This is a genomic window from Polynucleobacter sp. QLW-P1DATA-2 (genome assembly GCF_001870365.1).
In the GTDB taxonomy this organism is placed as follows: Bacteria; Pseudomonadota; Gammaproteobacteria; order Burkholderiales; family Burkholderiaceae; genus Polynucleobacter.
Genome location: NZ_LZMQ01000003.1, coordinates 244,872 through 258,366 on the forward strand (window position 1 = coordinate 244,872; position 13,495 = coordinate 258,366).

The 13,495-nt window shown below is 46.2% G+C and carries 9 protein-coding genes, 1 tRNA gene and 1 pseudogene; 7 read left to right on the top strand and 4 right to left on the bottom strand.

Annotated elements, in window-relative coordinates; all coding sequences use genetic code 11:
• Positions 1-3: 3 nt before the first annotated feature.
• Positions 4-1,311, bottom strand: coding sequence for an APC family permease (locus tag A9236_RS03815; RefSeq protein WP_071465515.1), 1,308 nt, complete (start codon positions 1,309-1,311; stop codon positions 4-6).
• A gap of 69 nt (positions 1,312-1,380) precedes the next feature.
• Positions 1,381-1,467, bottom strand: a tRNA-Leu gene (locus A9236_RS03820).
• Between the two features lie 157 nt (positions 1,468-1,624).
• On the opposite strand from A9236_RS03820, the pseudogene rnr reads away from it, so the two are divergent.
• The 6 genes and pseudogenes from rnr (at position 1,625) to A9236_RS03850 (ending at position 11,093) form a co-directional block, all read left to right on the top strand.
• Positions 1,625-4,010 (top strand): annotated as a pseudogene (rnr, locus tag A9236_RS03825) (ribonuclease R).
• 37 nt (positions 4,011-4,047) lie between these two features.
• Positions 4,048-4,803, top strand: coding sequence for a 23S rRNA (guanosine(2251)-2'-O)-methyltransferase RlmB (gene rlmB / locus A9236_RS03830; protein WP_071465517.1), 756 nt, complete (start codon positions 4,048-4,050; stop codon positions 4,801-4,803).
• Between the two features lie 10 nt (positions 4,804-4,813).
• On the top strand, positions 4,814-4,999 hold the full coding sequence (locus A9236_RS03835; protein WP_071465518.1) for a DUF2892 domain-containing protein: 186 nt from the start codon (positions 4,814-4,816) through the stop codon (positions 4,997-4,999).
• 219 nt (positions 5,000-5,218) lie between these two features.
• Positions 5,219-6,697 (top strand): efflux transporter outer membrane subunit, encoded by a 1,479-nt coding sequence (locus tag A9236_RS03840; protein ID WP_161485604.1) that lies wholly within the window; start codon positions 5,219-5,221, stop codon positions 6,695-6,697.
• Entirely contained in the window at positions 6,694-7,947 is a 1,254-nt protein-coding gene (locus A9236_RS03845) for an efflux RND transporter periplasmic adaptor subunit (RefSeq protein WP_071465520.1), read from the top strand. The genes A9236_RS03840 and A9236_RS03845 overlap by 4 nt, the downstream gene beginning before the upstream one ends.
• A 2-nt stretch (positions 7,948-7,949) precedes the next feature.
• Complete coding sequence (locus tag A9236_RS03850) at positions 7,950-11,093, top strand: efflux RND transporter permease subunit (protein WP_071465521.1); 3,144 nt, start codon at positions 7,950-7,952, stop codon at positions 11,091-11,093.
• A 94-nt stretch (positions 11,094-11,187) separates the two neighbouring features.
• Here the strand turns inward: A9236_RS03850 and tal are convergent, their stop codons facing one another.
• Positions 11,188-12,165, bottom strand: coding sequence for a transaldolase (gene tal, locus A9236_RS03855; protein WP_071465522.1), 978 nt, complete (start codon positions 12,163-12,165; stop codon positions 11,188-11,190).
• Between the two features lie 95 nt (positions 12,166-12,260).
• On the opposite strand from tal, the gene rpiA reads away from it, so the two are divergent.
• Positions 12,261-12,971, top strand: a complete 711-nt coding sequence (rpiA, locus tag A9236_RS03860; protein ID WP_071465931.1) for a ribose-5-phosphate isomerase RpiA — start codon at positions 12,261-12,263, stop codon at positions 12,969-12,971.
• 237 nt (positions 12,972-13,208) lie between these two features.
• Here rpiA and A9236_RS03865 read toward each other — a convergent pair whose 3' ends face one another.
• On the bottom strand, positions 13,209-13,481 hold the full coding sequence (locus A9236_RS03865) for an oxidative damage protection protein (RefSeq protein ID WP_062308940.1): 273 nt from the start codon (positions 13,479-13,481) through the stop codon (positions 13,209-13,211).
• Positions 13,482-13,495 lie beyond the last annotated feature (14 nt).

Consider the following 13,495-nt stretch of genomic DNA (forward strand, 5'->3'; position numbering starts at 1 on the left):
ACCCTAATGGTTTTCGTGTCTAGTATTGTGTCTTCTGGATAGTGCCTCAAGAGCAAATGATCCAATGAGAGCGGAAGCTAGCGCAATTGCGCTTTTGGGCGCAGTCTCAATAACGTTGATAAACAGCGTGGTAAATAAGCCCAGATTGACAATGATTGCCGTCCACAAAGGCCACAGTTTTGCACCAGTTTGCTTGCGAACTTTAATATGTCCATAGGTAATGGCGGCATATACAAGTAAGAATGCCAGACTTGCCATTTTTCCAACAATATCCAATGGAAATGCTAATACCAAGGCAATCACCATAACCGCAGAAACTGACAGCGATCGAGATTGTGTTTTTAAGACGGTGGCACCCAAGGCTTTTGAAATAGAGCTGGTGGTAGCCATATCCGCTGCGATATTAGAGGCGGCAAAAATAGTAGCATTGAGTGCTGCTGCGCAAGCCAGCAATGCAGAGCTAGCTATGGAGACAAAGCCAATCTTTCCGGCTACTACTTGCGCCGCTTCCGCCAGTACATGGCCGCTAAATTCTTGAATTTTGTCTGGCGTCAGCAAAAGAATAACGGCAGTACTCACGAGAACATACGCAATCGTTACAAGCACCAGAGCAGAGAACATCGCTAGAGGAAGTTCTTTCTGGGGCTCGTGCATTGCATTTGAAGAATTTGTTACAACTCCGAAACCTTGGTAGTTGATATACAGGATGCCTGCAGCTATGGCGATGCCATTGAGAGAGCCACCGGACATTTCAAAGTTGTGAACTTGGGCTATGTGGATACCTCCTGCAGAAAATAAGAGAAGGGCAATGGTTACAAAGCCAATCGCTAGAGTTTCTGCACGCCCAACAATTTGCGTGCCGAGCAAATTGACTCCAGCACATATGACTACGATCAGGGCGCCAATTATCTTGACCTCTAGCGGGGAAAGATTTCCACCTAGCATCGTATTGGCATATTCAGAAAATCCTGCAGCATAAAGAGCGGCAGCAATTAGATAGGCAATATATTGAAAGACGTTAAGGCCGCCAGAAATCACTCCAGGCCCAAAACTCATGACGGTGAAGGTAGCCGCTCCCCCACTGCTCGGAAAAGTGGCGCCTAATTTGGCATAGGAGTAGACCGAGAAGGAGGCGGCGATGGCACCTATTAAGAAAGCTAAGGGGATATGGGTTCCAGCATGAGCGCTAGCAGTTCCCAGTAAAGAAAAGAGACCGGCACCCATCATGCCGCCAATACCAAGGGCTGTAGCGGAAAAAAGGCTAATTTCTTTGCCGTTATCGCCTGTTTTCTTTAGTAGCCCTGATTTCACTTGGTTTTCTAACTATTGAAGGGTTGTATTGGCTTCATTTGACCCCATATAAGGTCTATTGAGAGTGTTTGGTGCCCAGGAAGGGACTCGAACCCCCACAACCTTACGATCGCCAGCACCTGAAGCTGGTGCGTCTACCAATTTCGCCACCTGGGCATGCCTCTATTATAGGGGGATGGGCGTTTTTAGGCTTTTTGAACCCCATTTTGGCTTTTCCCCCTCAGACTTGGTGGTTTGATACAGTAGCCTTATTCATAACAAAAATAGATATCACTAGATATATAGATAGGGCATGTATTGCCGAAGGAATTAAATGCGTAAAGCAAAAGACTTGATGCCCCGCGAGGCTGATCGTTTAGGAACGATTCAAGGGCATCGAGATGGATTTGGATTTGTTATTCCCGATGATGGTGGCGAAGATATTTTTCTCTCTGAGAGAGAAATGTCGCGCGTCATGCACGGCGATCGAGTGAATGTCAGAGTATTAGGAACAGATCGACGCGGTCGTCCAGAGGGACAAATTGTTGATGTCGTTCTGCATGCTAATAAAGTTGTGATCGGTCGCCTCTTAAATGAGAATGGCGTTTTAATTGTGGCGCCAGAAGATAAACGCATTGGCCATGACATCTTGATTCCACCTAAGGGACAAGGTCAAGCAAAATTAGGTCAAGTGGTCAGCGTTGAAATTATTGATTACCCAGATAGCTATCGCCAAGCAGTTGGGCGTGTAGTGGAAGTCTTGGGTGAGATTGATGATCCGGGTATGGAGATTGAAATCGCCGTCCGTAAGTACGGCGTTCCTCATGAGTTCTCTGCCGCTGCCATGAAAGAGGCGGCAGCCTTGCCAGATACCGTGCAGCAAGAGGATCTAGAAGGTCGCGTCGACCTCCGTGATGTGCCTTTGGTCACAATAGATGGTGCGGATGCAAGAGACTTCGATGATGCAGTCTATTGCGAGCCTGTGATGTACGGCAAGACCAAGGCTTGGCGCCTGATTGTGGCTATTGCCGACGTATCACATTACGTTAAACCTGGGCATCCATTGGATGATGAGGGTTTATTGCGTGCAACTTCTGTGTATTTCCCAAGACGGGTGATTCCAATGTTGCCGGAGAAGATCTCGAATGGGCTCTGCTCACTTAATCCCAATGTAGATCGCCTCTGTATGGTGTGCGATTCTGTTGTGGACAATAACGGGGTAGTCTTAGCGTATCAGTTCTATCCAGCGGTGATGCATTCTGCACAGCGCTTTACATACGATACCGTCTGGGAAATTCTTTCCAATAGTAAAGGTCCCGAAGCTGCGCGTTTTGCACAGTTCCGTCCGCTTTTAACTAACCTCTATTCTCTATTCAAGATTCTGTTGTCAGCCCGTGAGAAGCGGGGCGCCATCGAGTTTGAAACTACTGAAACTCAAATCATTAGCAATGAACTCGGTAAGATCCTGCGCATTGAGCCACGGCTTCGCAATGATGCTCATCGCCTAATTGAAGAGTGCATGCTAACAGCGAACGTTTGTGCTGCAGACTTCATTGATAAAAAATAAGCATCTCAGTTTGTACCGTGTACATGGAGAGCCTTCTGAAGAAAAGCTTGTCACTCTACGTCAGGTACTCAGAACTTCTGGTCTTTCATTGGGTGGTGGGGAGAAACCAAAGCCCCGTGACTTTGCAAAACTGATGCGCGAGATTAAAGAGCGGCCTGATGCCAATATGCTGCAATCCGTGGTTCTGCGTTCAATGCAGCAAGCCATGTATCAACCAGATAATGAGGGTCACTTTGGCTTAGCTTACCCAGCGTATTCTCATTTCACAAGCCCGATTCGCCGCTACCCTGATTTGTTGACTCACCGTGTCATCAAATCCATTCTGCAGAAAAAGCCGTACACGCCTGTTCTGCCTCCCAAGGTGCCTCTTAATCTCACATTGCCTCGTAAAGGCAAGGGGAGAGAGAATGCAGTCAATGCCAAGAAATCTCAAAGCGATGCTAAAGCAGGTCCTGCCAAAGGTGCGAGAGTGCTAAAAGGCGCTAATGCTGCTTTGCCTATTTGGGGTCAATTGGGTGTGCACTGTTCTTCCAATGAGCGTCGTGCCGACGAGGCGTCACGTGATGTAGAGGCATGGCTCAAGTGCTACTACATGCGCGATCATCTTGGTCAAGAGTATGCAGGCACCGTAACTGGGGTTGCTAACTTTGGTTTATTCATTCAACTTGAGAATCTCTTTGTTGAGGGAATGGTTCATGTTACCGAATTGGGTGGGGATTATTTCCAATACGATGAGGCTCGTCAAGAATTGCGTGGCGAGCGTACCGGCATTCGTTACCGCCTAGGTGATCGTCTGCATGTACTAGTGAGTCGTGTTGATTTGGATGCTCGCAAGATTGAATTTAGTCTTGTAAAGAGCTCTGGTGCTGAGGGCGGCGGATCATCCAATCGTCGTCAATTATTGTTAGCCGCGGATACCGGTAGGCCAAACAAGAAGGCGGCTCCAAACAAGAGTAGGCCTGCTCATAAAGCCCCTCAAAAGCCCAGCGGCATCAATGTGAATGCAGCTAAATCTGCCGGCACCTTGGGCGCCACCCAATCCAAGAGTAAAGCGAGCCGCAAAAGCGGTAAGACAAGCAAGCCGGGTAGATCTGTTGGTAAGCCGGCTGGGACAAAGCCGCCGGTACGCAACACTAAGGCCAGAAGAAAATAAAAAGTAAGTAAAGAGTAAGAAAAGAATAAGTAAAAAGATGAAACAAATATTGGTGGGATTTCATGCAGTTCAAGCGCGTTTGCGGGTTGATCCCGATAGTCTGAAGTCGGTTTACTTTGATCCTAGCCGTCGTGATCGACGTATGGGTGATTTTCTAAAACAGGCTGAGGAAATTTTAGGTGAGCGTTTGCATGCAGCCGATGCAGAGCGTCTGCAAAAGTTAACCGGCCATGATCGTCACCAAGGTGTTGTTGCTTTGGCTGAAAAAATGACCATTGCGCGCACGATTACTGAAGTGATTGAGGATGTAGAGGGCGCTCAAGAAAAGCCAATGTTTTTAGTTTTAGATGGTGTAACAGATCCCCATAACTTTGGTGCCTGCCTGCGTGTAGCTGATGGGGCAGGAGTTGATGCGGTGGTGATTCCTAAGGATCGCTCAGCCTCAATTAACGCTACTGTAAGTAAGGTATCTAGTGGCGCTTCTGAGGTGATGCCGGTGATTACAGTGACAAACCTCGTTCGCAGCATGAAAGAGATGCAAGAAGCAGGCGTTTGGCTGATTGGTACAGACGATGAAGCCACCAAATCTATCTACGATATTGATCTCACTGGCTCGATTGGTATTGTGATGGGGGCAGAGGGCGAGGGGATGCGCCGTCTGACAAAAGAAACCTGTGATGAGTTGGTCCGCATTCCAATGCAGGGCGTGGTGTCCAGCCTGAACGTCTCTGTTGCAAGTGGCGTATGCTTGTACGAAGCATTAAGACAACGTCTTGCAAAAACCCCCAAATAAAGGGACTCAAATGAAATGCAATATCGGACACACTGATCGCGTTCTTCGTATGACGGTTGGCCTCACATTAATGGGTTTAGCGGGTTTTGGAATCACCGGCCCCTGGGCTTGGATTGGAATCCTTCCCTTGTTAACTGGGATGATTGGAAATTGTCCGGCATATAGCTTGCTCGGCATCAATACGGCGAAGAAATAAACAGCTATCCTATTTGCAATGGTGTTTGTAGACTCTCAGTGGCATCTCTTCAATAGTTACCTATGTTGATGACAAAAAAATCAACCATCTATCTATTTACCTTTGGCTGCGCTTTGGTGTTGTCGGGATGTTTTATGGTTGGTCCAGATTATTCAAGACCTCCAGTCAAGACTGCGGGGGGAATATAAGCCTACAACTCAAACCGAATTTACAGAATCCTTGGGTGAAAATTCCAATAAGATTATTGATCCAGTTGAGTGGTGGGAAAGTTTTAATGACCCTACGCTCAATGCCTTATTAAAAGAGGCGGCCCAACAAAATCTGAGTCTGCAGCAAACTGCTTTGCGTATTTATCAACTGCAAGCGCAACTTGGGATTAGTGATGCTGCTTTGTTGCCGACAGCCGCACTCAATGCTTCTTATTCTAATAATCGGAATAGCGGTCTACAAGAGATCGTGAATGACTCCAATAATCTGGTCGTGAGAAACGCCATGGTGCAGATGAGCTGGGAACTGGATTTTTGGGGCAAATCCCGCCGTGGCATTCAGAGCTCCTTGAATTCCTATCTATCAGGTGTCGCCGCCTTTTATTCGGCTGATGTTTCTTTAACCGCAGACGTTGCCAACACCTATATCAATATTCGTAATAACGAAGCTTTGATTGCAGTTGCTAAAACGAATCTAGAGTTACAAAAGGAAAGTTTACGCATTGCTAATGCCCGTTTCAAGTACGGCGCAACATCAATGCTAGATTTAAGTCAGGCTCAGGCTCAATATGAGCAAACTAAAGCTCGCATTCCGGAGTTGATTGCCTCATTGAAGAAGACCCAACATGCAATGAGCATCCTATTGGGTGAGCCACCTGATTACTACGAAAAGAAATATGGAAATACTAAAGGCTCATTAAGGCCGCCTACTGAGTTAGGCGTCGGAATGCCGATCGATTTGCTGCGCCGCCGCCCTGATGTATTACAGGCTGAGCTCAATGCTGCTTCACAATCCGCCTTAATTGGCGTAAATAAAGCGCAGCTATTCCCGACCTTTACCTTGGGCGGCACATTTGGTTATGCTAATTCAAACTACGGCAATCTCACCTCGGCCAATCTATTTAGCTGGGGCAATAATTCCTCCGGTGTGAGTGCTGGTGTCTACCTACCGCTGTTCTATCGTGGCGCCATAGTGGATCAAGTGCGGGTTCAGGATGCCATCTTCCAGCAAAGTCTCTTGGCCTATCAAAATCAAGTCTTGAACGCGCAAAAAGAAGTAGAGGACTCCTTAATCACAATCTCAACCACCAAGAGCTCGGTTGAGGACTATACCCGTGGTGTAACTGCTGCTAAGAGTGCTGCAGATCTGGCGCTAGAGCGTTATAAGGCAGGTCAAAACGATTACACAACTGTCATTACCGCACAGCAGTCATTGCTGAACTTAGAAAATTCTCTAGTTCAGACTAAATCCAATGAATTAATAGGATATGTAGGCGCTTTCAAGGCGCTTGGTGGCGGCTGGACCGCGCAAATGACACCGCCTAAGCTCCCTGAGACGATGGTCGCTGAGATGAATGATCGTACCGATTGGGGTAGTGTCATAAATAAAACGGGTGATCCGGTCAATGTAAAGGCTGGAAAGCTGGTAGTTCCGAATCCACCTACACCACCTCAAGATATGAAACCCACCCAGGGAAGTACTGCACCATGAAAGAACTATTAACAAAAGCTCAAGCCATGCTTACAAAGCTGTGGAATTTTCTGTTGCCCCTGTGGAGTTCGTTATTAACTCGCTGGAATGCTTTTCTGGAAAAGTTAAGCACTATCAATGTCCCATTTTTAAATAAGAAGCTTTCGCCAAGGACTATTGGTATCGCTATCCTTGTTTTCTTTGCCATCATTGTGTTGGTATGCCTCAAGTCTTGCGGTAAAAATATTGTGCAAGCGCCTGTGCCAGTTACAACTGCGTTACCACTCTCTCAAGAAATTCGGAGTTTTGCGACTTTTGATGGGGTAGTTGACCCTTATCTCACGGTGAACTTAGATGCTCGCGTGAAGGGTTATCTGACTAAGATTGGATTTGCAGATGGCTCGATGGTCAAGAAGGGTGATCTCTTATTTGTGATTGAGCAAGATACCTATATTCAAGATGTCAAATTGAAGCAGGCGATTTATACAGAGGCCAAGCTTGAGTACAACCGCCAAAAATCACTACTGAAAGAAAATGCGACTTCTCAGGCGGCGGTCGATAAGGCCTTATCGCAATATCAGCAATCAGAGGCAAATTTAACGCTCGCCAAGATTAACTTGGGCTATACCGAAATTAGAGCGCCGTTTGATGGACTCATGGGTAGACATTTATTAGATGTTGGAACTTATTTAGATACAACATCCAAGGGTGTACAACTCTCAACGATTCAGCAAATCTCACCTATATATGTCTATTTTTCGCTTAACGAAAGAGACTTCCTGAAGTTTGAGAAGAATCAGGACCCTAATACGGAGCGTAAATCCGAGGTGAATACTTTACCGATTTATGCAGGCCTACAAAGTGAAACGGGCTTTCCCCACGAGGGAGTTTTGGATTACGCGGCTAATTTGATTTCGACTGATACAGGCTCTTTGCAGTTGCGCGCTATCTTCAAGAATGAAAACTATCAGCTCATACCCGGTTTATATGCACGTGTGATGGCCGAGTACGGCCCAACTCGTCAGGCCTTGCTCGTGCCAATGACAGCCGTCATGACTGACCAGGTGGGGAACTATGTCTTTGTCTTAGATGAGGCCAAGCGTGCGCAACGGGCAGACATTACATTAGGTCAGCGCTTTCAACAAAATGTTGAAGTGGCAAAAGGATTGACTCCCAATAGCCAGGTGGTGATCAATGGCTTTATTAATTTGAGCGTAAACCAACTGGCCAGCCCGACACAAGTCACTCTTGAGGCTATGAAGCTCCGGTAATTATGCTGCCTAAATTCTTTATTGAGCGGCCTGTTCTGGCCAACGTTATCGCTCTGATCATGGTCTTGATTGGAGCAGTATCTATTTTTGGTTTGCCGATTTCCCAATATCCGAATATCGTTCCGCCAACGATTCAAGTAACGACTAGCTATCCTGGCGCCAATGCTAGTCTCGTCCAGCAATTGGTTGCCAGCAATATTGAGACGCAGGTGAATGGTGTTGATGGCATGCTCTATATGGAGTCCTCATCAACCAATGACGGTTATTACACCCTCACGGTCACTTTCAAGGTGGGAACCGATCCTAATTTGGCCCAGGTTAATGTTCAAAACCGGGTTGCAATTGCAATCCCATCTTTACCTCAAGCGGTTCAAAAAATCGGCGTTACAACCAAGACCCAATCAACCGCGATCTTGCAGTTTGTGACCCTAACGTCCGATAACCCAGATCATGACGGCTTATTTTTAAGTAACCTCGCCAATCTCAAGTTGCAACAGCGTTTAGCGCGCATACAGGGTGTTGCTGCGGCTAACGTTTTTGGGGTTGGTAATTACAGTATGCGGATTTGGCTCGATCCAGCGCAGTTAAAGATGCGTAGCCTAACGCCAAATGATGTGATCAATGCCATCAATAAGCAAAACATCTTGCTCTCTGCCGGCCAGATTGGTTCTCCACCAACTCCTTTGGGTCAGGATTTTCAGTTCACGCTCAATGTGACCAGTGCGATGACGACCCCAGAGCAATTTGGGAGAATCGTGGTGAAGACGGGTAGTAAATCCGATATCACCTACCTCCGCGATATTGCCCGCTTGGAAATGGGTAGTCAGAACTATAGCCAGTTCTTCAAGATCGGTGATAAGCCTGCTGGTGGTATCGCTATTTATCAAACGCCAGGTGCCAATGCGATTGCGACTGCTAACGCCGTGCGCGCAGAAATGGAAAGTATTGCTAAGACTCTGCCAAAGGGGGTGAAGTGGTCTATTCCATTTGATACCACGATGTTTGTGCAAGCCTCGATTCATGAGGTCTATAAAACACTCTATGAGGCCGGCATCTTAGTGCTACTGGTCATTATGATTTTCTTGCAAAACTGGCGCGCAACTCTTGTGCCAGCTACCACCGTTCCAGTCACCATTATTGGTGCATTTGCTGCGATGGCTGCAATGGGATTCTCGATCAATTTATCCACTTTGTTTGCCATTGTTTTATGTATCGGTATTGTGGTGGATGATGCGATTGTGGTCGTCGAAGCGGTATCGAAAAAAGTAGAAGAGGGTGAGGATCCAAGAACCGGTGCTATCGATGCCATGAATGAGTTAATGGGGCCCATCATCGGTATTACTTTGGTATTGATGGCTGTATTTATCCCTGCTTCATTTATTGCTGGTATTACCGGACAAATGTACCGACAGTTTGCTCTAGTAATTGCAGCTACTGCGCTAATTAGCGGTATTAACGCGATTACCTTAAAGCCAACCCAATCTGCGCAGTATCTGAGGCCAATTGATCACAATAAGGTCAAAGGAAAGCTCTACCAAAAATTTGATTTTTATTTCAATCGCCTAGCTACTTGGTACGAACATCAAATCGAAGCGCTCATGAATAACCGTGCCAAGGCTTCATTGATCGGCATTGTGATCATCGTTGTCTCTTTGTTTGGGTTGATGCTGGTGCCTTCCGGGTTTATTCCCAATGAAGACCAGGGCTATTTAGTGGTCTCAACCACCTTACCTGATGCTGCATCATTGCAGCGTACCGAAACAGCAATACAAAAATCTGTAGCTGCCCTCAAAACGGTTCCGGGTATACAAGATATCGTGGTGATTGGCGGCATCAATCTTCTGAACAACAGTAGTTCCCAGGCAAATTCTGGTGCCATGTACGTCATCATGAAACCGTGGGATGAGCGTGGCAAGGGCGAAAGTCTTGCGGAAATATACGCTCAGATGAATGAGAAGCTCAGGCAAGTACAAGAAGCTCAGTCATTCGTTCTCTTGCCTCCTGCAATTCCAGGTTTAGGTCTGTCAGGCGGCTTTGAGATGCGCTTAATGTTGACTGATGGTAGTAATAATCTAGCCAAACTAGAAGCTGCTACTAAAAACTTCATTGCCCAAGCGCAAAATGCCCCAGAAATCATGGCAGTTTTTTCGCCATTCCGAAATAACGTACCCCAGATGCAGCTGACATTTAATGTGGCTCGCGCAGAAACTTTTGGAGTTGCAATCGGGGATGCCTATGATGCTTTGCAGTCGTACGTTGGATCAACTTACGTAAATCAATTCTTTAAATATGGTCAAACCTATCAAGTCTATGTCCAGGCGGATGGCACTTACCGCAAGGTAGTAGATCAGATCAATAGTTTGTATGTGAGAAATAAAGACGGCAAGATGGTGCCCCTAGGCTCTTTTATTGATGTGAAAGAGATCACTGGCCCAGCCTTTGTTAACCAGTTTCAGCTTTATCCATCTGCTGCAGTGCTTGGTCAGGCTCATGAAGGCTATAGCTCAGGTCAGGCCATGAAGCGACTCGAGCAGATTGCTCAGACATTGCCCGACGGCGTGAGCTTCCAATGGGCGGGTATGTCATACCAAGAAAACTTAGTCGGCAATACGATCGTATTCATTTTTGGCCTATCGATTTTGCTGGTCTACCTAGTATTGGCTGCCCAGTATGAGACCTGGGTTGCTCCTTTGTCAGTGCTGACGGCAGTGCCTCTTTCACTCTCTGGAATCGTCCTGGCCCTGCACCTTACTGGCTTACCAAATAATATTTATGTCCAGATTGGTATGGTCTTAATGATTGCACTGTCGTGTAAAAACTCAATCTTGATCGTGGAGGTAGCAATCGAGCGTAGAGCAAAAGGTATGAGCTTTGTGGACGCTGCACTAGAGGCATCTAAAGAACGTTTTAGACCAATTTTAATGACCTCTATTGCATTTATTTTGGGTGTTACTCCTTTGTTAATGTCGATGGGGCCGGGCGCTGCAGCTCGCATCTCACTGGGTATTACCGTCTTTAGTGGCATGATTGCTTCAACCTGTTTAGCAGTTGCTTTAGTGCCGGTTTTCTACGTAGAGATTGAAACCTTCTTTGAGAATCGCGATAAGAAGAAAGCAGAAAAAATAGCACAACAAAAAGCAGGGTAAGCGTAAGCATGAAAAGGTAATAGCTTGAAATGAGATATAAGAAAAAGCCACCCTTGGGTGGCTTTTTTATTACCCATCTTGATCTAAATCTAAATCATTTGGCTAGTAGCGCCTCTAGTTTCTCCGTATCAGTACAGAAGTTGCGAATACCTTCAGCAAGCTTTTCAGTAGCCATCGCATCATTATTAAGTTGTAGCCTAAAACTAGATTCATCCAATTTCAGCGGCACAATATTCTCAGCACTCAAGGCTGCTTGCGCGTTATTGCTATCTAACTTCTTGCTAACTGTTGTAGTTCCCAGAGTTAGCTCAGCCAATAACTCTGGACTAATGGTCAGAAGGTCGCAGCCCGCAAGTTCTAAGATTTGGCTGGTGTTGCGAAAGCTGGCTCCCATAATCTCTGTAGCAATGCCAAAGTGCTTGTAATAGTGAAATATCCGTTTAACGGAAGTGACGCCAGGATCATTGGGGCCGCCGTTATTGGTGTCACTCCAATTGGCGCCTAATTTAGCTTTATACCAATCTGTAATGCGACCGACAAAGGGTGAAATCAATTTGGCATTTGCGGCGCCACATGCAGCCGCCTGGATCAGCGAGAAGAGCAGCGTCATATTGCAATGTATGCCTTGGGCTTCTAATTCTTTTGCAGCAGCAATACCTTCCCAAGTTCCAGCTAACTTAATGAGGATGCGTTTACGGTCAATACCATGAGATTCGTAAAGCGAGATAATATGTTTTGCTTTAGCAATCGTTGCTTTGGTATCAAAAGAGAGGCGAGCATCAACTTCAGTTGAGACGCGGCCTGGAACAATTTTCAAAATCTCTAGCCCAAACGCCACCAAGATATAGTCGACTAAATCCGTAGCACTCATGCCGGGATGGGCTGCTTTTACAGAATTTACCAAAGACTGGTAATTACTTTGTTGAGCAGCTTTAAGAATTAATGAGGGGTTGGTAGTGGCATCTTGCGGCTGAAAGGCTTGCATGCGCTCAAAATCACCTGTATCCGCAACTACAGTAGTCAGTTTTTTCAGTTGCTCAAGTTGGTTAGAGGGTGAGAGGATGCTATTCATGGCTAGATATTTCTAAAAAAGTCCCGCTGTGGTCGGTTGCTTGTGAATATCATATGATAGATGCATTAATTCTAGTAAAGGCATTTGGCAGAAATATGAATCAGGATCAACTCAAGCAAATGGTGGGCGAAGCGGCCCGAGATGAGGTCTTAAAGTTGCCAGCTGGCCAGATATTGGGCATTGGTACAGGCTCTACCGCGAATTGCTTTATTGATGCCTTAGCCCCTCATAAAGACCATTTTTCAGGGACGGTTTCCAGTTCAAATGCTACGACTGAGCGCTTGCTAAAGCATGGCTTTCAGGTGCTCGATCCGAATGATGTACTCAGCTTGCCAGCGTATGTGGATGGTGCCGATGAGATTGATCCAGCCGGCCATATGATTAAGGGCGGTGGTGGTGCACTCACACGTGAAAAAATTATTGCCTCTATGGCCAAGCAATTTATTTGCATTTGTGATTCTTCTAAGCAAGTGCCTGTGCTGGGTAACTTTGCGCTTCCTGTAGAAATTATTCCGCTTGCTAAAGGTGTGGTAACTAGAGGGCTTGAGCAGTTGGGTGGCAAAGTCACATTGCGCCTGGCAAAAACGACCCGCGCTGATTTGAATCAAACCCCTAGCGAGCCCTTTGTAACGGATAACGGTGGCTGGATCTTGGATGTTGCTGGCCTTCTAATTGCCGATCCCGTAAAAGTGGAATCTCAGATCAATCAAATCGCGGGTGTAATTACAGTAGGTTTGTTTGCCAAAGAGAAGGCCAATGTTTTACTAGTCAGTAATGCTTTTGGCGTGAGTCGGATTGCACTCTAACTGAAAAAAGGGAATAAAAAACCCGACGGGGTATGCCCATCGGGTTGTTTGCCATGGTTTGCATGGCGCAGGCACTCGGAAGGTATTTAGTTCCTTAGCCTATGAGTACATAGATGTACTCATTCTGAAGTGGCTTTCGCCAATGTGGCGGGGCACTATTACTGCCTCACCACGATTACATCCTATGCCTGTGTTTTGCGGGTGTCAATACCAAAAAATAAATATTTAAATCAATATTTATTCAGCTGGTGGCACATAGCCTTGCGCCATATCTGCGCCGCCTTCAAAGAAGTATTTTTCAACCTGTTTCAATAGGTATTGGCGAGCACGGGGATCAGCCATATTGAGGCGGTTTTCATTAATCAGCATGGTTTGTTGTTTTAACCAAGCGGCCCAAGCTTCTTTAGAAACTTGATTCCAAATCTTTTTGCCCAATTCACCAGGAAGTGGAGCGAAATCCATGCCTTCTGCTTCTTTATTGAGTTTGATGCATTGAACCATCCGTGCCATCTGTAATGCCTTTC